This is a genomic window from Maricaulis sp. W15 (assembly GCF_001924955.1).
GTDB classification, from domain to species: Bacteria; Pseudomonadota; Alphaproteobacteria; order Caulobacterales; family Maricaulaceae; genus Maricaulis; species Maricaulis maris.
Map to the genome: position 1 here is coordinate 180,017 of NZ_LQXG01000019.1, position 18,023 is coordinate 198,039.

The 18,023-nt window shown below is 64.2% G+C and carries 20 protein-coding genes; 6 read left to right on the forward strand and 14 right to left on the reverse strand.

Annotation, left to right across the window (positions count from 1 at the left end):
* Positions 1-81 precede the first annotated feature (81 nt).
* The gene (locus tag AWH62_RS13665; protein ID WP_075191049.1) at positions 82-501 is read left to right on the forward strand and encodes a SufE family protein; all 420 of its coding nucleotides are present in this window, start codon (positions 82-84) and stop codon (positions 499-501) included.
* 481 nt (positions 502-982) lie between these two features.
* Here AWH62_RS13665 and AWH62_RS13670 read toward each other — a convergent pair whose 3' ends face one another.
* From AWH62_RS13670 to AWH62_RS13725, 12 genes are all read right to left on the reverse strand, one after another.
* Entirely contained in the window at positions 983-1,696 is a 714-nt protein-coding gene (locus AWH62_RS13670; RefSeq protein ID WP_143743064.1) for a DUF6456 domain-containing protein, read from the reverse strand.
* Positions 1,693-2,079: a helix-turn-helix domain-containing protein gene (locus AWH62_RS13675; protein WP_075191051.1), complete on the reverse strand. Its 387-nt coding sequence runs from the start codon at positions 2,077-2,079 to the stop codon at positions 1,693-1,695. The genes AWH62_RS13670 and AWH62_RS13675 overlap by 4 nt, the downstream gene beginning before the upstream one ends.
* Positions 2,080-2,239: 160 nt before the next feature.
* Positions 2,240-3,967, reverse strand: coding sequence for a Na(+)/H(+) antiporter subunit D (locus AWH62_RS13680; RefSeq protein WP_075191052.1), 1,728 nt, complete (start codon positions 3,965-3,967; stop codon positions 2,240-2,242).
* The gene (locus tag AWH62_RS13685; protein WP_083635204.1) at positions 3,964-4,281 is read right to left on the reverse strand and encodes a hypothetical protein; all 318 of its coding nucleotides are present in this window, start codon (positions 4,279-4,281) and stop codon (positions 3,964-3,966) included. The genes AWH62_RS13680 and AWH62_RS13685 overlap by 4 nt, the downstream gene beginning before the upstream one ends.
* On the reverse strand, positions 4,278-5,759 hold the full coding sequence (locus AWH62_RS13690; RefSeq protein ID WP_075191053.1) for a proton-conducting transporter membrane subunit: 1,482 nt from the start codon (positions 5,757-5,759) through the stop codon (positions 4,278-4,280). Before AWH62_RS13690 ends, AWH62_RS13685 begins: the two co-directional genes overlap by 4 nt.
* A 4-nt stretch (positions 5,760-5,763) precedes the next feature.
* Positions 5,764-7,287, reverse strand: a complete 1,524-nt coding sequence (locus AWH62_RS13695; protein ID WP_075191054.1) for a monovalent cation/H+ antiporter subunit D family protein — start codon at positions 7,285-7,287, stop codon at positions 5,764-5,766.
* The gene (locus AWH62_RS13700) at positions 7,287-7,781 is read right to left on the reverse strand and encodes a cation:proton antiporter subunit C (protein ID WP_075191055.1); all 495 of its coding nucleotides are present in this window, start codon (positions 7,779-7,781) and stop codon (positions 7,287-7,289) included. Before AWH62_RS13700 ends, AWH62_RS13695 begins: the two co-directional genes overlap by 1 nt.
* A gap of 2 nt (positions 7,782-7,783) precedes the next feature.
* Positions 7,784-8,242, reverse strand: coding sequence for a Na(+)/H(+) antiporter subunit B (locus AWH62_RS13705; protein ID WP_075191056.1), 459 nt, complete (start codon positions 8,240-8,242; stop codon positions 7,784-7,786).
* Between the two features lies 1 nt (position 8,243).
* Positions 8,244-8,813 (reverse strand): DUF4040 domain-containing protein, encoded by a 570-nt coding sequence (locus AWH62_RS13710; protein ID WP_075191057.1) that lies wholly within the window; start codon positions 8,811-8,813, stop codon positions 8,244-8,246.
* On the reverse strand, positions 8,810-9,181 hold the full coding sequence (gene mnhG / locus AWH62_RS13715; RefSeq protein WP_075191058.1) for a monovalent cation/H(+) antiporter subunit G: 372 nt from the start codon (positions 9,179-9,181) through the stop codon (positions 8,810-8,812). Before mnhG ends, AWH62_RS13710 begins: the two co-directional genes overlap by 4 nt.
* On the reverse strand, positions 9,178-9,495 hold the full coding sequence (locus AWH62_RS13720) for a monovalent cation/H+ antiporter complex subunit F (RefSeq protein ID WP_075191059.1): 318 nt from the start codon (positions 9,493-9,495) through the stop codon (positions 9,178-9,180). The genes mnhG and AWH62_RS13720 overlap by 4 nt, the downstream gene beginning before the upstream one ends.
* The gene (locus AWH62_RS13725; protein WP_075191060.1) at positions 9,495-10,016 is read right to left on the reverse strand and encodes a Na+/H+ antiporter subunit E; all 522 of its coding nucleotides are present in this window, start codon (positions 10,014-10,016) and stop codon (positions 9,495-9,497) included. The genes AWH62_RS13720 and AWH62_RS13725 overlap by 1 nt, the downstream gene beginning before the upstream one ends.
* Positions 10,017-10,303: 287 nt before the next feature.
* On the opposite strand from AWH62_RS13725, the gene AWH62_RS13730 reads away from it, so the two are divergent.
* Together AWH62_RS13730 and AWH62_RS13735 are read left to right on the forward strand one after the other, a co-directional pair.
* On the forward strand, positions 10,304-11,200 hold the full coding sequence (locus AWH62_RS13730; protein ID WP_158025634.1) for a diacylglycerol kinase family protein: 897 nt from the start codon (positions 10,304-10,306) through the stop codon (positions 11,198-11,200).
* On the forward strand, positions 11,197-11,982 hold the full coding sequence (locus tag AWH62_RS13735) for a metallophosphoesterase (protein ID WP_075191062.1): 786 nt from the start codon (positions 11,197-11,199) through the stop codon (positions 11,980-11,982). The genes AWH62_RS13730 and AWH62_RS13735 overlap by 4 nt, the downstream gene beginning before the upstream one ends.
* Before the next feature lie 175 nt (positions 11,983-12,157).
* On the opposite strand, the gene AWH62_RS13740 is transcribed toward AWH62_RS13735, so the two are convergent.
* Together AWH62_RS13740 and AWH62_RS13745 are read right to left on the reverse strand one after the other, a co-directional pair.
* Positions 12,158-13,249, reverse strand: a complete 1,092-nt coding sequence (locus AWH62_RS13740) for a DUF2336 domain-containing protein (RefSeq protein ID WP_075191063.1) — start codon at positions 13,247-13,249, stop codon at positions 12,158-12,160.
* A gap of 91 nt (positions 13,250-13,340) precedes the next feature.
* A complete protein-coding gene (locus AWH62_RS13745; protein ID WP_075191064.1) occupies positions 13,341-13,772 on the reverse strand; it encodes a DoxX family protein in 432 nt (143 codons plus the stop codon).
* A gap of 135 nt (positions 13,773-13,907) precedes the next feature.
* Here AWH62_RS13745 and AWH62_RS13750 point away from each other — a divergent pair, with 135 nt between their 5' ends.
* The 3 genes from AWH62_RS13750 to AWH62_RS13760 are packed head-to-tail and all read left to right on the forward strand — an operon-like array spanning position 13,908 to position 17,926.
* Positions 13,908-15,221, forward strand: coding sequence for an MFS transporter (locus tag AWH62_RS13750; protein WP_075191065.1), 1,314 nt, complete (start codon positions 13,908-13,910; stop codon positions 15,219-15,221).
* Positions 15,222-15,224: 3 nt separating this feature from the next.
* Entirely contained in the window at positions 15,225-15,632 is a 408-nt protein-coding gene (gene msrB, locus AWH62_RS13755; RefSeq protein WP_075191066.1) for a peptide-methionine (R)-S-oxide reductase MsrB, read from the forward strand.
* 23 nt (positions 15,633-15,655) lie between these two features.
* Positions 15,656-17,926: a S9 family peptidase gene (locus AWH62_RS13760; RefSeq protein WP_075191067.1), complete on the forward strand. Its 2,271-nt coding sequence runs from the start codon at positions 15,656-15,658 to the stop codon at positions 17,924-17,926.
* The last annotated feature ends 97 nt before the right edge of the window (positions 17,927-18,023 follow it).

Here is an 18,023-nt window from a genome sequence, read left to right on the forward strand (position 1 = left end):
CCGCGCCAACCGGCGCGAACTGACTGCAAACCGCACCTCCGGCTTGCCACGCCGCCCCGCCCGCACTACGTCGGCGCTGACATGACGGCACAAGATATCCAAACTGAAATCGACGACCTCGTGGACGAGTTCGACCTTCTGGACGACTGGGAGCAGCGCTACCGCTATCTCATCGACATGGGCAAGGCTTTGCCGGACATGCCCGGGGACGAACGCACCGAGGGCAATCGCGTCAAAGGTTGTGTCAGCCAGGTCTGGCTGGTCACCGAGACCGCCGGCAATACCCTCACCTTCCGCGCCGACAGCGACGCCCACATCGTGCGCGGTCTCGCCGCCTTGATGGTGCGCCTGTACTCCGGCCGCACGGGCGAAGAAATCCTCTCCGTCGATGCCCGCGACGTGCTGGCCAAAATCGGCCTCGCCGAACACCTCTCCCCGCAACGCTCGAATGGCCTGGCCTCGATGATCGGGCGGATACGGGGTGAAGCGGAAGCGCTTTAGGGGCTCGATGATTTTTCCTCCCCATCCCGTGGGGAGGTGCCACGCCCCGAGAGGGCGTGGCGGTGGGGTGACGCCGCAGGCGGCATGGACTTCCCCTCTCTTCGCTCAGCCCCATCGACCCGACGCTCCCGCGTCGGCCCACTTCCCGCATTGCGGGGAAGAAAAGGCCGGAGCGCCTTTCTTGCTGCCGGCGCGCAATGTCCCGCGGGCGTACCAGGGAAGGTGAGATTTCCAACAGCCGAGCCGTCGCTCGCAAGCATCCATACATCACTTGTCGGCAAGCAGGCCGCATCTCGGCAAGGGATGAATGACGGGGTGAGCGCACGAGCGCCACACCTTAACCCCACACTCCATTTTTCCCGGACGCGCCCTGGCGCGATCCGGGACCTACGGGAAACTTATCGCTCGCCGGATCGTTTCGTGGGTCCCGGGTCTACGCCCGGGAAAAATCAAGTGGAGAGGCAACAGGGTGAAGCCTCCCTCAAACCAGCCGATAGATCTCTGCCAGCCGCGTCAGCGCCAGGCCAAGCACTGTGCGGCCCGACCGCGCCGCCCAGCCAAAACGGCGCTCCAGCGCGGCGGCACTGTCTTCATGGACGAGCGCGGCCTCGATGACGCGGGCAAAGGTGGGGCCGAGGGCGTCGAGGGCGTCCATGACCCTGTCCTTGGCGGCAAGCGCCGAGACGGCCGCGTCTTCCGGACCCTTGCGGCGGCCCTCGCTGCGGCGCTGGGCGGTGGGAGACCAGTTGCGGGTGACCGGGCTCATCAGGGTGGATTGGTGATAATCGCTGATGAAACGTTCGCCGGCCTGGCGCTGGTGCGGTTCGAGACCATCGAGCCAAGGGCCGAGCGGGCCTTCACGGCGATTGGCGCGGGCGGTCCTGAGTGAACCATCCGGCGTGATCAGCGACCGGTCCTCCATCTCGCGATGACGTGCCGCCGGGTCCGGGTCCTCACCGCGCGTGCCGGCTTTCAGCGCCGCCTGGCCGTCCGCCGACAGGCCCAGACCATTCTCGCGACGCGCCAGCCAGCCACAGCGCATCGCCTCTTCGAAACGGCTGGCGGACAGGTATGTCGTCGGCCGACGTCGCCGGTCGCCTTTCGGCAACACCACCGCCCGCGCCTCGATCTCTCCCGGCGGCAGCATCCGGGCACCCGGACGGGCCAGGGCCCGCATCCAGCGCGGCGCGCTCATGTCAGTCGCTCCGGGCGCTCGAAGCGTTCCAGACCGGCCAGGCGTTGCAGGGCGCTCAAGCGCGGTGCCGTGCGCAAGGCCGCTTCCAGCGCGTCCATATAGTCGTCAAAGGCCCGGTCATCGCGCCGGTCCTCGATGCGATGGCAAGCATGGGCCGCCGTCGAGCGGTCACGCCCGAAAGCCAGCGCCACCCGGCTGATCGGCAATTCAAAGGCAACATGGGCGAGATACATGGCGGCCTGGCGGGCCAGCGCGGTCTCGCGTGATCGTCGTGTCGGTGCTTCCAGCTCGCGTTGCGAGATCCCGAAGGCGTAGGCGACGGCACTCTGGGCAAGGCGGGCCCGGGCGACATCCTCTTCCAATTTGCACATGATACGGCTCATCCGTGCACTCCCGTTCTGACGCGGCGCCCCGATGGCCGCGACCGACGTGATGCTAAGATGGCTACACCCAGGTGGGGATAATATTCCTATTTTTGTTGCAAAGAAAGAGGGCGCAACCCTTGCGAGTTGCGCCCTCTTGTTTCATGCAAGCCTTTGAGACTTAAGGTGCGAGATAGGCGATCAGCAGGACGATCGCCAGCAGCGCGCTGGTCCAGATGGCGAGCAATCCACTGGGGATATCCCGGCTCAGGGCACCGATAGGACTGAATACCTCGAACAGTTTTCCACCCGTCCGGGTCCGGAATCCGGTGACCAGATTGCCCAGCGAGGCCCACAAACGGCCGAACATGGCGTGGCCCCAATTGACCGTGTCGGCCAGGAAGCGGCGGTAGAACCAGTCGGTGTCGATATTCACGCCCCGCTTCTCGTCCGGATACCATTTCATCCGGACCAGGAAGGCAAAGGCAAACATGGCCCCAAGCAAGAGCTGCATCTGCCCGACGATATGGTCGAACGTGTAGGGCTCATAATGCAGCGCCGCCTCCGGGAAGGGCACCAGCTCGTAGAGCACACCGTAATTCACCCCGAGATAGACGCAGATCAGGGCCGCGATCCCCATCGCCATCAGCATATTGGCCGGCGCCTCGCGGACACGATGGCCGCGATCATGGCTGAAGAAGGCAAAATACGGGATCTTGATGCCCGAATGCTCGAGCACACCGGCGGAGGCAAAGACGAGGACCAGCCACACCAACCAATGCCCGTCCTGGGCGACGGCCGCCAGGGTCAGCGCCTTGGCGACAAAGCCGGAGAAGAGCGGGAAGGCCGAGATCGACGCCGCCCCGATCAGGCAGAAGACGGTGGTGGCCGGCATCGACTTGAACAGCCCGCCCAGCTCGGACGCTTTCACCGTCCCGACCCGCATCAACACCGCGCCCATGCTCATGAAGAGAAGCGCCTTGTAGATGATGTGCACGAAGGCATGCGCCGCGGCGCCATTGATCGCCAGCTCGGTGCCGACACCGATGCCGACAACCATGAAGCCGAGCTGGTTGTTGAGCGAATAGGACAAGACCTTGCGCAGATCGTTTTCGACCACGGCGAAGAAGACCGGGAAGGCGGTCATGATCGCGCCGATCCAGATCAGCTGCTCGGTGCCGGCATAGCCCCGCGCCAGCGCGTAAACCGCCAGCTTGGTGGTGAAGGCCGAGAGCACGACGGCGCCGGTAATGGTGGCCTTGGGATAGGCGTCCTGCAGCCAGTTGTGCAGGAAGGGGAAGGCGCATTTGATACCGAAGGCGATGAAGATCAGGAAACCGCCCAGCGTCTCGATCGACAGGGTCTCGTCAAAGGCCCAGCTACCGGTCTCGCTGGCCCGGATCACCGCACCGGTGAGCAGAAGCACGCCGGACAGGACATGGATCGCCAGATAACGCAGGCCGGCCTTGTAGGCGGCCTGGTTGCGCGCGCCCCAGATCAGGAAGACCGAGGAGATCGCCGTCAGCTCCCAGAAGAAGAAGAGCGAGAGGAGGTCACCGGCAAAGACGGCACCGAGGCCGGCACCGGCATAGATCAGGCCGGACGCATCGGCGACGCGATCCTTCTCATGCAGGCCGTAGAGCCCGTTGATGAAGGCGGCGATGATGAAGATCAGGCCCCAGATCCGCGACAATCCATCGAAGCGGAAGGTTTCCAGCCTGAACCCGCCCAGCTCGATGATACCGCCCAGATGATCGCCGGACGGGGCATTGAACCACAGACCCAGCGCCAGGATTGGCGCCAACAGGGCGAGGCCCTTGCGGACCTGGTAAAGCGGAAAGGCGGCGGCCAGCAGGCCGGCAATGATGACAGGCCAGGCCGGTGAGACGTCGTAGAAGGCTTCAATCATGACTGGCCCTCCTCATCTGTGTCATCGCCATCCCAGTAGTCCTCTTCGCGGCCGAGCAGGCCCCGAATGACGAACCAGCCGACCATGACCGCCAGCACGAAGGCACCAAAGCCCCACATGGCGTAAAAGCCGTAGAACTCGGCCAGATGCACGTATTCATGGCGGTGATGGAAAAAATCGACGGCCACGAAACCAAGCGTCGCGACCAGGAAAATCCAGATCATCGAGGATTTCAGCCACGCCGCGTCGAGCCACAGGAAGGGCCGGGCGACCGGGTGGATCAATTCATCATGTTTGCCGTTTTGATCGCTCACAGTGCGGCCTCCGCAGCAAGGTTCGACGACAGGAAGACCGGCGCCAGATAGTCACGCAGCGGTCCGATCAGGAAGAAGAGCACGATCACCCCGGCGGCCGTGATGACCGGCGGCAGGATGACCAGCATGGGCGGCTGTTTCTTCAGCTTGGCCTCGGCCGGCGGCGAGAAGAAACCGCGCGCCGACAAGGGCAGCAGGTAAGCGACATTGAGGATGGAGGAGGCAATCAGCGCCACCATCAGCCAGCCATGCCCGCTGTCCCAGGCGCCCTGCAGCAGGAAGAGTTTCGGCCAGGAGCCGCCCAGCGGCGGCAGGCCGATGATCGACAGCGCACCGACCGTATAGGCGATGAACAGCCACGGCATGTAGCGACCCAGCCCGTCCATCTGCGATATCTCGGTCTTGCCGGTGGCGGTATAGATCGCGCCGGCACTCATGAAGAGGGTGATCTTGCCCCAGGCGTGCATGACGATCTGCAGCGCCCCGCCGAGCATGGCCAGCGGCGAGCCAAGCATCACGCCCAGCGTCACATAAGACAGCTGCGACACGGTCGAGAAAGCCAGCCGGGCTTTCAGATTATCCTTGGTCATGGCGACCACGGAGGCCAGCACGATCGAGATACCGGCAATCCAGGCCAGCGCGTCGGCGGCGGGAGTGATGGCGATCAGCCCCGGTCCGAAGATATAGGTGCCCACTTTCAGCATCGCGAAGACACCGGCCTTCACCACGGCCACGGCGTGCAACAGGGCCGAGACCGGGGTCGGTGCAACCATGGCGTTGGGCAGCCAGGGATGGACCGGCATCAGCGCCGCCTTGCCGATCCCGAAGGCGAACAGGACCAGCAGCACACTGGAGATCGCCGGCGTGATCTCGTTGATGGCCAGCAGGCCACCGGCCACGAAGTCGGTCGATCCGGCGAGGAAATGCGTGGCGATCACGGCCGGCAGAAGCAGGCCGATCGAGGTGCCCAGCAGGATGGAGAGATAGATCGCCCCGCCCCGCTTGGCCTTGGCATCACCCTTGTGTGTGACCAGCGGATAGGTCGACAGGGTGAGCACCTCGTAAAAGAGGAACATGGTCAGGAGGTTGCCCGACAGGGCCACGCCCATGGCACCGGCGATGGCGATACAGAAACAGACATAGAAACGGGTCTGGTTCTTCTCGTTATTGCCGCGCATATAGCCGATCGAATACAGCGAATTGACGATCCACAGGCCCGAGGCGACGGCGGCAAAGATGGCGCCCAGCGGTTCCAGCTTGAAGACCAGGTGCAGACCGGGCGCCAGCGTCGCCAGGTTCAGCGTCGGATGGCCCTGGGCCACCTCCACCAGATAGGCAACATTGAAGGCCAGCAGCACGGCAGCGATCAGGGTCGCCGCTTCGCGCAAATTCGGGCGCGAGCCCAGCAGGGCCACGAAGACACCGCCCATGGCCGGAATGACCAGCGCCAGTGCGAGGGAGAGTTCAGGCGTCCACATCAGATCAATTCCCTCCCATCACGGCATTCGCCGCCGACCGGGCCAGCCAGACCAGCGGGTCGGCGTGGAAGAAGAAGTAGATATTGGCCAGCGCCAGCACCGACATCGGCACCAATACCATCCACGGTGCCAGCCGGCGCTGCGTCAGCTCGCCATGATGGCTGGGCGGCGCATCCATCCAGATCGCTGACAGGAGCCGGGCGACATAGGCCAGGGCCAGCAGGGAGGACAGCATCAGCGCCGCCACCGCCCACCACCAGCCGCGCTCCAGCGCCGCGGTGACGAGATACCATTTCGAGGTGAAGCCGACGGTCAGCGGCACGCCGACCAGCGACAGGCCGGCAATGGTGAAGGCCATGGCGGACGCCGGCATGGTCTTGCTCATCCCGGCCAGGTCCTTGATCCGGCGAACGCCGAAATTGAGCGCAAACGCCCCCAGCGCCATGAACAGGGCGCCTTTCATCAGGGCGTGGTTCATCAGGTGAAGAATACCGGCCGACAGGCCCGCCGCCGTCCCCATGCCCAGACCCAGCATCATGTAGCCGACCTGGGCGACCGAGGAATAGGCCAGCAGGCGCCGGGCATCAGTTTGGAAAACGGCCTGCAGGGAGGCGACCACCATGGCAATGGTGCCGACGACCGCAAACAGCCAGGTGAAGGACATCGACACGAAGCTGACATCGGGATGGAAGACCGAGAACAGGAAGCGGATCAGCGCGTAAAACGCCACCTTGGTCGCCGTCGAGGCGAGGAAGGCGGTGACGAAATTCGGCGCGAAGGCATAGGCATTCGGCAACCAGACATGCAGCGGGAACATCGCCGCCTTGAGGCCCAGCCCGACCACGATGAAGGCAAAAGCGGCCTGGGTGACCCGGTTATGGCCGGTCTCTTCCAGGATCGCCGCCATGTCGGCCATGTTGAGCGTGCCGGTGGCCATGTAGAGGAAGCCGACGCCGATCACGAAGAAGGTCGCCCCGATCGTGCCGAGGACGAGATAATTATAGCTCGCCGTCAGCGCCCGCCGATCCTTGCCCGCCCCCATCGCAATGATGGTGTAGGTGGCGATCGAGGAGATTTCGAGGAAGACGAAAACGTTGAAGGCATCGCCGGTGATGGTCACGCCCAACAGGCCGGCAAAGCACACCAGGAAGGCGGAATAGAACAGCGCCTGCTTGTTCTCGGCGATCTCGTCGCCCACGCTCGGCAGGGCGTAGATCACGCACAAAAGCCCGACAATGCCGACCACAAGCAGGAGCGGAATGTTGAGCATGTCGACGCGGTATTCGATACCGATCGGCGGCGCCCAACCGCCCAGATGATAGGAAATCACGCCACTTTCGACGACCTGACCGAGCAGGTTGAGGGCGAAGAGGGCAACGATGGCGGCGGTGATCAGCGTCACCAGCCAGCCCAGTCGCCCGTTTGGCATCAGCGCTGCGACAGCCGCCATGATCAGCGGTATGACGACAATCAGCGCAGGCGCGTGCACGGCGAGGCCCGCCGGCAGGAAGTCAGCCAGAAACTGCATTATTCGGCGCTCCCGGATTCAAGCGAATAATCGGCGGCATTGAGCGCATCATCCTCGATGGTGCCGTAGGCCTCGCGGATGCGCACGACCAGTGCCAGACCCACCGCCAGCGTCGCCACGCCGACCACGATCGCGGTCAGGATCAGCACGTGCGGCAGCGGGTTCGAGTAAAGGACTTGAGCGGCCTGATGGGCCGCATCAACGGCATGATCGGCCGCCTCGGCGGCGTGGTCGGTGGCGGCCGCCGCATGATCAGCGGTTTCGGCGCCATGACCGGCATCTTCGCCGTGATTCCCGTCATCGGCGATGATGGGCGGCCCGCCGCCAAACACCTTGCCGATGGTGATGTAGAGCAGGAAGACCGAGGTCTGGAACAGCGACAGGCCGACCAGTCGCTTGACCAGATTGCCGGTGGCGATGACCACGTAAAGCCCGATCATCATCAGGATGATAATGGGGATGTAGTTGAAACGTTCGGCGAGGATTTCCAGCATCGCTACCACTCCTCGTCCGGGATATCCGGCACCCGGCCGGCAAAGGCATAGAAGATCGCCAGCATCACCGACGACACCGTGGTCAGAACGCCGAGCTCGACCAGCAGGATGCCGTAATGCTGGCCGGTATGGTGGCCCTGGTCGGGGTGCAGCGCGTCATAATCAAGGAAGTTCAGCGGCTCGCCGGCCCCGTTCATGAGCAGGGTCGCAATCCCGACACCGGCATAGATCAGCACACCGGCAGCGGCGCCGTAACGCACGACGGTCGGCGGCACCGCGCGGCGGGCCTCGTCCATGCCGAAAATCAGCGCGTAGAGGATGACGGCGACGGCGATGATGACACCGGCCTGGAAGCCGCCACCGGGACCGAAATCACCATGAAACTGAACATACAGCCCGAACACCACGATGAGCGGGATCAGGAGTTTGGAAATGACCCGAAGGATCAGGTGCGGTGACATATCAATCCTCCTCCTCATCCTTGCGACGCGCGCCGGAGCCAAAGCCCAGCAGCAACATCACGCCCAAAGCCGCAGTGAAGACGACGACCGTCTCGCCGAACGTGTCATAGCCGCGATAGCTGGCCAGCACGGCCGTCACCACATTGGGAATTTGAATGTCCTGCGGCGTCCGCTCCATGAAGTCACGGCCGAGATAGGCATTGGCCGGGCTCTCGGCATCGCCATAGACCGGCATGTCCGGGATGGCGAAAAACAGCGCCGCACCCGCAGCGGCGACCACCGCAAAGGCGGCCCAGTGACGCCCCGCCCCGGCCGGCTCGCTCTCGCGGGCGGTCAGCAGCATGGCGCCCAGCATCAGCACGGTCGAGATACCGGCGCCGACCGCGGCTTCAGTGAAGGCGACGTCGACCGCATCCAGCGACACGAACCAGGCGGCGCACAGCAGCGAGTAGACGCCCGTCAGCATCACCACGGCGAACAGGTTGCGCAGGCGGACGATCGCAAAACCGACCGCCAGCAACATGGCGATCAGCAAATAGTCCAGATACTGGGTCAGATCGGCATGGTTCATTTCGGACCCTCCGACGTGGCGGTATCAGCCGGATGTTTCGGCTTGAAATGCGACAGGTCCGGCTTCTGTCCGGCCCGGTGCGCGGCATTGGCAATCGCGTGGGTTGCGGTCGGGCTGGTCAGGAAGAGCAGAAGACCGACCAGGGCCAGCTTGGCGGCAGTCTGCCAGTCACCGGCCTGGGCGATCAGGCCGAGAATGATCAGCTCGGCGCCCAGCGTGTCGGTCACGCCGGCCGCATGCATGCGGGTGTAAAAATCAGGCAGGCGCATCACGCCCGTCGCACCGGCGATCACGAAGACCAGGCCGACGGCCAGGGCTCCGATCGAGAAGACGTCGCGGGCGTGCTGGAAAATCTCGGCGGCGCTCATTTCTCGTAATCCCCGTCCAGGGCCCGGCGCAGCGACATTTGCGCCAGGGCGATTTCCAGCGAGCGATAGCGGAAGAATTTCAGGATCGCGATGGTCGCGACGAAATTGATCAGCGCGTAGAGCAGCGCGATGTCGATGGCATCCTGGCGCCCGACCAGCGCCGAAAAGACCAGCAGGAAGAGCACGGTCTTGGTGCCGAAGGAATTGGCAGCCAGCACGCGATCATAAAGCGTCGGACCGGCAAACAGTCGGGCCAGCATGATGGCCATCGCCACGGCCATCCCGATGGCGACAAGGAAAGTCAGGAAGGTCATCAGTTCGCCTCTCCCGTTGCCATACCCGTCTTGCGGCCGTCGGAAGCAACATCCGAACGGGCGCCCATTTCCGCGAATCCGGCCGGGTCGGTGAAGGAATTGTCCAGCGCGTGGACCAGGAAACCGTCATCCTCGACATCCACCGTCACCGTGCCCGGCGTCAGCGTGATCGAATTGGCGAACACGCTGCGACCCAGATCGGAGCGTTGCTCTGCCGACACCCGGATCAGGCGCGGCTCGACCTCGACTTCCGGCTTCATCACCAGACGCAGCACCGCCAGATTGGCCTTGACGATCTCGCCGCCCAGCCAGCCCCAATAGGTGAACAGCGCCAATGCCGGACCGATCGGAACGGTCTCACGATCAACAATGCGCATACGGTAGGTCAAGGCGACCGTGCCGATGATGCTGAGCAAGCCCAATCCCATCACGATGGGATAATCCCCGGACAGGGTGAACGGGCCGGACAAGGTGAGCCAGAGCGCCACCAGAATGGCGGTCAGGCTGATGCCATAGAACATGGAAACTCCCCGCGCGATAACGCTGCTTCCCCGGTAATTAGCTTCTCAGACGAGTCTTGACCAGATAAAGCGGCCGGGAAGATGCAGACGCACTTGCAGTAGGGATATTCGGGTTGGTGGCGCGTACCGACCGCGACTGGCGTCACTGGCGCGACCCCGAATGGCAAGACCACCACGACACCATCCAAATGTCGGCTCCTGTGGACCAAAGCCTCCGTCCAGCCGCCGCACTGGACGCCACGGCTCAATCGCCCCAGAGTCAGACCCACGCAGACACAAAGGCCCCGATGCCTCGCCTTGCCATCATCATCAATCCGCGCGGCGGCACGCTGGCCCGTGAGGGCGCGCCGCTGCTGGACGCGCTCAAGGCGCATGACAGCGTGCAGCAAGTGGAAACACTGGAGGGCGACGCGGCAAAGGTCCTGTCCGCCATCAAGCTCGACCGTGTCGACGCGCTCGCCATCGCCGGCGGAGACGGGACGATTCGCGCTGTCACGGCGGCGGCGATGGAGGCGCGCTGCCCGCTCCCCCTTCTCCCCCTGCCGCTGGGAACCGCCAATCTCCTGCCGCGAGCGCTCTACGGCGATCGCGATGCGCTGAGTCTGCTTGATGAGGCTGACGGGTTTGAGCGGCATGACCTCACCGCCGGCGCGCTGGACGGCCATCTCTTCCTGATCGCGGCCGCGATCGGTTTCCCGACTGCCCTCGCCCGGGCCCGCGAAAGCCTGCGTGATGAAGATCGACGCCACAAACTGGCCGGCGCCATGCGCAACGCCATCGCCTCGCTGGGACAGGCTTTCCGGCCGCGCCTGACATGCCGCTTTGACGATCGCCCGGCGAAAGGTCGCGCCTCCGGCCTCTATGTCACCCTCGCCACCGATCCGCTGCACGAGACCATCGCGCCGGATCCGGAAACGGCCGACCAGCAGGGTGAAGCCACGAGCTTTGCGGCCGTGTTGACCCGCTGGCGGCATATCGGCGACATGGCCGCTGCGCCCGTCGATACGCTGACCCGCACCGATAATCCCGATGCCCGGACCCGACCGATCGCGTTCAATGTCGCAGAGATACGCTCGCGCAAACCGCTTGCCGCCATGATTGACGGCGAACCGTTGACGCTCGGGCGCCACGCCCGCATCGCCCGCCTTCCCGACCCCGTTACCGTGCTGAAGCCGTCCGAATGACCCGTATCATCCATATCGCCGATCTGCATTTCGGCGCCGAAGACGCGGAACTGGTGGCCGGTTTCGAGGCGGCCTGCGCGGCGCTTGAGCCCGATCTGATCGTCGCGGCCGGCGACTTCACCCAGGCGGCGCGCTGGCGTGAACTGAATGCGGCAGCGGCAATGTTTGAACGCATTGGCAAACCGGTCGTGGGCCGGCCGGGCAATCATGACGTCCCGGTCTACGCCCCGGTCGAACGGGCCTTGCGGCCCTGGCGGCGCTTTGAGCGTGCCCTGGGTCACCAGATCAAACCTGCCTGGCGGAACGAAGCCCTGCAGGCCGAGACGCTGCACACCGCCCGCCGCGCACAATGGCGCCCCGACTGGTCTCTGGGCCGCGCCGCCGACCGAGACATCGCCCAAGCGCTCGATGGTTTCGCCCAGGCCGGCGACCGGGTCCGCGTCCTGGCTTGTCACCACCCGCTGATCGCGCCGCGTCCCGACGATCCACGCGCGGCCACCCGCAACGGACTTGCCGCCGCCCGACGTCTGTCAGCCGCTTGCGATCTGGTCCTGACCGGCCATCTGCACGAGACCTTCGTCCTGCCCGCGCCCGATCCGGATCAGACCTGCTGGTTCATCGGCACCGGCACCACCTTCTCGCGCCGGACAAGACAGGAGACGGCCAGCTTCAACCTGATCGATATCAATGCGGACGGGATCCGGATGACCCGGCAGGAAAGTGCGCCGGACGGCAGCTTTGCGGCCGGGCAGGTCTGGGAGCTGGAGCGGCGGCAGAGCTAGGCGATCGTCACAAGGTCCTCGCCCTTGATGGGCGAGGTGGATTGTCGCGCCAGCGACAAGACGGAGTGGGTGACAGGCGGTCGGTGACAGAACACTCTCGCGCCTCACCCCTTCCGACCCGAGGCTCCGCCTCGGCCCACCTTCCCCATCAAGGGGAAGGCCCCAAAGAAGCCCCCTATTTCCCGCCCTTGTCTTCCATGGACAGGTTCCAGTAGCGCAGCACCGTCTGGGCTTTTTCCACCGAGAGACTGTCATAGACCTTGCGGGCCTGGGCCACCGGTTCGCTGGTCAAGGAACGGCCGAGGCCGCGCCAGAAATGCTCGAAGCTGGCCCATTTCATGCCCGTCGCCTTGCACAGGATCGCCGCCGGCTCGCCGGCCATGTCGTCGACCATTTGCAGCACCAGGCGGCGATCGACATTGGCGAGGGTCGAAATTTCGGTGATGATTTCCGGCAGCGCCCCGTCCATCGACATCGCTTCCATCGTGCCTTCCAGCGAGCCATAGGGGCTCAGCTCGGCGGCGTCGCGATTGCGTTGACGGCGATCAATATAGCGCAGGATCCGGCTCACCATCGGATCGGACCACCCCTCCTCGGCGGCCATCGGGAAGATGTCTTCGGAGGCGTCGATGAGAATGGTGCGATCAACGGCGAAGCGCTCGAGGATCTGGTAGCGGTCGACATGTTCGCAGGTCCAGAACAGGCGGAAGGCCTGGGTCGGACGCAATTCCTCGCGGCGGATCAGCAAATGCGCGAAATTGCTCTCATCCGCCGCCATGCCGACCAGATGGTCAACCGTGGGCATGGCGAGGACGGCCGTCTTGTTGCGCAGGATGCGTTCAATCACCGGTGTTTCGCTACCGGCGGCCAGGGCCGCCGAGACGGTCGCCGACAGGTTCTCGCGCTTGGCCAGGGCCAGGCGGTGCTGCAGCTTGCCGACCCGGGCGACCTCCATCATGTCGAAATCGGACAGGGCGAGGCAATCTTCCAGGATCGGCGCGGCGACCTCGTATTCGTCACAGGCGAGCGTGCGCAACAGGCGGTGCGGCGCATCGCTCAAACCGGACAGGCGCTTGGCGCAACGCTTGCGCAGATCGACATCGCTGGCGCGGATCACATCAAACAGGAGATCGCCCACGATCCAGCGCTCGCGCGGCGTGATCCGGCTCGACGGCAGACCGACAATGTCGGCGAGGCGCTTGGCCAGGATCGCACGCGTGCGAGATGCAACGGGCTCGTTGAGCTCAAAGGGTTCGGCATTCGCCATTGTCGGGCCTGTCAGATCCAGTCTGCCGGACAGGATGAGGCCTGCGCGTTAATGAATGGTAGGGATGCACGGCGCAATCGCGCCGTCGCGGTCACCCCTTGCCGACAAGCGGCAACTTGTCCCGGTCCATCCATGTCACCACCGCCGCGACAGCCGCAAAGACAATCGCCATGCCGAACAACATGGGCGAGCGCTCATAGCCGCCATCTGCCGTGAAGGCGACCGGGGCATTGATGCCGAGCCAGGGCGAGAGGTGGAAGACGATCGCACCGCCGATCACAGCCAGCGACAGGGCCGCGCCGAAACCCTCGAAGCGTTTGAGGAAAACCCCGGCCAACAGGAGCGCGGCGGCAAGAATCTCCAACACACCGGTCAGCACCCGAACCTGTGGCTCAAAGAAGGCCAGGCCCGACTGCTCCGCGATGTACTGGAAAACGGGATTGGCATCACCGAATTTCTGCAACCCCATGAAGATCAGGAAGGCCGCGAGAAGGAGGCCGAGGCCGGGTTTGATGAATTTCATTATTCGCCCCATTTGGCTCTGTTTCGGACCAGTCCGATTTGCTTAAGGCCAACATGTTGCTAGACAAGGCGCAATACAAATCACGCCGGATCACAGAAACGGCGATCCCCAGTCCGCACGAGACCCGATCACCCCTTGCCCGTTTTTCGTCCCCTCGCCGGCAATCGCAAACTGCGCATGCCGCCCTTCGGCGCCTATCTGGTCCTCGTGGCCGGCTGGTTTTTCGGATTCGGCCTGCAGACCACCCTGTTTCCCGGTGTCATCACCTTCACCCTGCAGGAAAGCCCGGAACGGCTCGGACTGGCGCAGGCCGCGCTGACGGCACCGATGATGCTGCTGCTGCCCTTTGCCGGCGTGCTAGCCGAGCGCAAGGACCGGCGCGGCATTGTCTTCTACTTCTACATCTTCGCCGGCCTGTCGGCGGGCGCGCTGGGCCTGATGCTGCTGACCGGCCATCTGACCTATTGGGTGATGGTGTGTTTCGCCCTGCTGATCGGGGTCGCCGGCGGCTTTGTCATGCCGGCCCGCGACAGCGCCATCAATCCGGTGGTCCGCATCTCGGCCCGCACCCGCCATGGCGGGATCGAACTGCAACGGGCGGTCGTGATGGCCTCGGCGGTCCAGTTCGGGGCCCAGATCGCCGGCATGGCGGTCGGCTATTTCGCCGCCTACACCGGCCCCGGCGCGCTCTTCCTGATGCAGGCCGCCGGCCTGTGCATTGGTGGCGTTTCCGCCGCCTTCCTGCCGCGCTTGGGCTCCAAGCGTGACAAGTCCACCGCCCACCCGATGGAAGACCTGGCCGACGGGGTGAAGGCCGTTTTCACCTCTCCGGTGCTGATGCCGATGACGCTGATCATGATCGCGCTCGGCGTTCTGGTCGTGGGCGGCTCCTTCCTGGTGCTGATCCCGCTGATCATCCGCGAGAGCTATGGCGGCGGATTTCCGGAGATTGCCAGCCTGATGGTCGCCTTCTGGGTCGGCGCCCTGGTCGCCAATGTGGCGCTGGTGAAATTCGGCCAGATCGAGCGGCCCGGACGGGCGCTGATCCTGGCCCAGGCGGTGACCGTGATGGCGACCGGGGCCTTCTATTTCCACCTGCCCTTCTGGTCGCTCTATTTGCTGGTGTTCGGCTGGGGGCTGGGTGCCGGTGTGGCCATCTCGCTGTCGCGTTCAGTGGTCCAGGAACAGGCCCCGCCGGACAAGCTGGCCCGTGTCATGTCGGTCTACCAGCTCGGCCTGTTCGGCGGCATGCCGGCCGGTGCCGTGTTGATGGGCGTCGTGGTCGGCCAGCTCGGTCCGAACCTGTCAGCCCTGATCCCGATGGTCGGGCTGGGTGCGGTGCTGTTGGTCATCTGCCTGACCACGCCCATATTGTCGGTGAAGCGCGGCGAGGCCCATGGCCTGCCGGCGCCCGATACCGCTGCCACGCCCCCTGCCACGCCGGAGTAAACCATGCCACGACTGAGTGCTGCCGAGATCGAGGCCCTCAAGGCCAAGCTCGATGCCGACACCCATGCCATCGCTTTCGAGGAAGGCACAGAGCGCGCCTTCACCCACCCGTTCAACGCCGAAAAGCGCGACGGAAGCTATCACTGCAAGGTCTGCGACATCCCGCTCTTCGCCTCGGACCACAAATATGACAGCGGTTCCGGCTGGCCATCCTTCTGGCAGCCCGTCGAGGGCGACAATGTCGAGACCAAGACCGATTTCAAACTGCGCCTGCCGCGGACCGAAATCCACTGCGCCAATTGCGGCGCCCATCTCGGCCATGTCTTTCCCGACGGGCCACAGCCGACCGGTCAGCGCTTTTGCACCAATGGCGGCGTGCTGGACTTTAAGCCCGGCGACGGCGAGAAGTAGGCCACACACTTGAGGGGAAACAGATGCGTTATTTGCCGCTTGCCAGGCGGATGGGCGTGGGACTTGCCGGTCTCGCACTCGTCGCCTGCAGCCAGGAGACTGACATGACGTCCGACAATCCGGCCGCGACCACCGCCGCCGTCAACACCCATGGCGCCCTGATCACTCGCGCCCAGGGCCTTGAAGCGCCGCGCGCCGAACAACGCCCGGTCACCATCGAACAGGTCGGCTTTACCCGGGTCGACGAGTATCAGTGGATCAAGGACGAAAACTGGCAGCAGGTGATGCGCGAGCCGGAAGTTCTGGACAGCGATGTCCGCGAGCTCCTGGACGCGGAAAACGCCTATCTCGACAATGTCATGGCACCGACCGAGGCGCTGCAGGAACGGATTTTCCAGGAGATCCGCGGCCGCATCAAAGAAGATGACAGCTCGGTCCCCGAGCGCGATGGCGACTATGCCTACTACACCCGCTATCGCGAAGGCGGCCAGTATCCGGTCTTTGCCCGCCGTCCGGTCGATCCGGAAACCGGTGAGCCGATGGGTGAGGAAGAAGTCCTGGTCGATGGCGATGCCGAAGCGGCCGATTTCGACTATCTCGATTTTTCCGACATGGAACACTCGCCCGACCACCGCTATGTCGCCTTCGGCGTCGATGTGCGCGGTTCGGAATACTATGAAATCCGGGTCAAGGACGTGGCCACCGGCGCCATCGTCGCGACCCTGACCGATGAAAGCTCGGGCGATTTCACCTGGGCCAATGACAGTGCCACCCTGTATTGGGTCTGGCGTGACGATAATGGCCGCTCCAAGCGCGTCTATCGCCAGCCCGCCAATGGCGGCCCGTCCGAGCTGGTCTATGAAGAGCCCGATGACGGCTTCTTCGTCTCGGTCGGCCTGAGCGACAACAACAACCACATCATCATCAATGCCGGCGGTCACACCTCCAACGAGATGCGGCTGATCGACGCCAATGATCCGGCCGCCGAGCCGGTCCTGATCGCGGCGCGTGAGGATGATGTCGAATACTATCTCACCGAAGCCAGTGACCGCTTCTATTTCCGGACCAATATCGACGGCGCGGTCGACTACAAGATCATGTCGGCCCCGCTCGACAATCCCGGCCGCGAAAATTGGGAAGATTTTGTCCCGCATCGTTCCGGCACGCTGATCAATGGCGTCATCGGCTTTGCTGACTGGCAGGTTCGCGTCGAGCGTGAGAACGCCCTGCCGCGTATCGTCGTCCACGAATACGCCACCGGTGAAGAATACAATATCGACTTCGACGAGGAGGCTTATTCGCTGGGCGCCTCGGCCGGATACGAGTTCGCCACCGACATTCTGCGTTTCTCCTATGAAAGCCCGTCAACGCCGGAAGAGACCTATGACTTCAACCTGCGCAGCCAGGAGCGCACGCTGCTGAAACGCCAGGAAGTCCCATCGGGTCACTATCCGGAAGACTATGTCGTCCGTCGCATCATGGCGCCGGGTCATGACGGGGCCCAGATCCCGGTCACCATCCTTTACCACCGCGACACGCCGATCGACGGCAGCGCGCCGCTGATGCTCTATGGCTATGGCTCCTACGGCATCACCATTCCGGCCGCTTTCCGCGTCACGCCGCTATCACTGGTCGATCGCGGCATGGTCTATGCCACCGCCCATATCCGTGGCGGCATGGCCAATGGCTATCAATGGTATCTGGACGGCAAGCTCGAGCAGAAGATCAATACCTTCCGCGACTTTGTCTCGGCCGGTGAAGCTCTCGCCGAGCTCGGCTATACGTCCCGCGGCCAGATCGTCGCCTATGGCGGTTCGGCCGGTGGCCTGCTCGTCGGAGCCGCGATCAACCTGCAGCCCGACCTGTTTGCCGGTGCCATCGCCGCTGTTCCCTTCGTCGACGTGATCAACACCATGTCGGATCCGGAATTGCCGCTGACGCCGCCGGAATGGCCGGAATGGGGCAATCCGATCGAAAGCGCGACCGATTATCAGACGATGATCGAATACTCGCCCTACGACCAGATCCAGGAAATGGCCTATCCCCATGTCCTGGCCACGGGTGGCCTCACCGATCCGCGCGTCACCTATTGGGAGCCGACCAAATTCGTCGCCCGGCTGCGCGACCGCCGCACCGATGACGGCCTGACCCTGCTGAAGATGAATATGGGAGCCGGCCATGGCGGCGCCTCCGGCCGCTTCGACAGCCTGCGCGAAACCGCCCTCAACTGGGCGTTTGCGCTGATGGTCGTCGGCCTGGCCGACGATGAGGTGGAAGCCATCGCGGCGGAGTAGCGGCGCGTGTGAGTGAATGAGCAAGGCCCGGATCAATCGATCCGGGCCTTTTTCGTTGCCACGCCATCTCCCCTTGTCATCCCCGCTGAATGTCCGG

Coding starts and splice junctions, on each gene's coding strand:
- AWH62_RS13735 (WP_075191062.1), top strand. CDS start 11,197: ATGACCCGTATCATCCATATCGCCGATCTGCATTTCGGCGCCGAAGAC.
- AWH62_RS13740 (WP_075191063.1), bottom strand. CDS start 13,249: ATGGCGAATGCCGAACCCTTTGAGCTCAACGAGCCCGTTGCATCTCGC.
- mnhG (WP_075191058.1), bottom strand. CDS start 9,181: ATGAGCGCCGCCGAGATTTTCCAGCACGCCCGCGACGTCTTCTCGATC.
- AWH62_RS13720 (WP_075191059.1), bottom strand. CDS start 9,495: ATGACCTTCCTGACTTTCCTTGTCGCCATCGGGATGGCCGTGGCGATG.
- AWH62_RS13745 (WP_075191064.1), bottom strand. CDS start 13,772: ATGAAATTCATCAAACCCGGCCTCGGCCTCCTTCTCGCGGCCTTCCTG.
- msrB (WP_075191066.1), top strand. CDS start 15,225: ATGCCACGACTGAGTGCTGCCGAGATCGAGGCCCTCAAGGCCAAGCTC.
- AWH62_RS13710 (WP_075191057.1), bottom strand. CDS start 8,813: ATGAACCATGCCGATCTGACCCAGTATCTGGACTATTTGCTGATCGCC.
- AWH62_RS13705 (WP_075191056.1), bottom strand. CDS start 8,242: ATGTCACCGCACCTGATCCTTCGGGTCATTTCCAAACTCCTGATCCCG.
- AWH62_RS13725 (WP_075191060.1), bottom strand. CDS start 10,016: ATGTTCTATGGCATCAGCCTGACCGCCATTCTGGTGGCGCTCTGGCTC.
- AWH62_RS13760 (WP_075191067.1), top strand. CDS start 15,656: ATGCGTTATTTGCCGCTTGCCAGGCGGATGGGCGTGGGACTTGCCGGT.
- AWH62_RS13670 (WP_143743064.1), bottom strand. CDS start 1,696: ATGAGCGCGCCGCGCTGGATGCGGGCCCTGGCCCGTCCGGGTGCCCGG.
- AWH62_RS13695 (WP_075191054.1), bottom strand. CDS start 7,287: ATGCAGTTTCTGGCTGACTTCCTGCCGGCGGGCCTCGCCGTGCACGCG.
- AWH62_RS13690 (WP_075191053.1), bottom strand. CDS start 5,759: ATGTGGACGCCTGAACTCTCCCTCGCACTGGCGCTGGTCATTCCGGCC.
- AWH62_RS13700 (WP_075191055.1), bottom strand. CDS start 7,781: ATGCTGGAAATCCTCGCCGAACGTTTCAACTACATCCCCATTATCATC.
- AWH62_RS13680 (WP_075191052.1), bottom strand. CDS start 3,967: ATGATTGAAGCCTTCTACGACGTCTCACCGGCCTGGCCTGTCATCATT.
- AWH62_RS13730 (WP_158025634.1), top strand. CDS start 10,304: ATGCCTCGCCTTGCCATCATCATCAATCCGCGCGGCGGCACGCTGGCC.
- AWH62_RS13675 (WP_075191051.1), bottom strand. CDS start 2,079: ATGAGCCGTATCATGTGCAAATTGGAAGAGGATGTCGCCCGGGCCCGC.
- AWH62_RS13665 (WP_075191049.1), top strand. CDS start 82: ATGACGGCACAAGATATCCAAACTGAAATCGACGACCTCGTGGACGAG.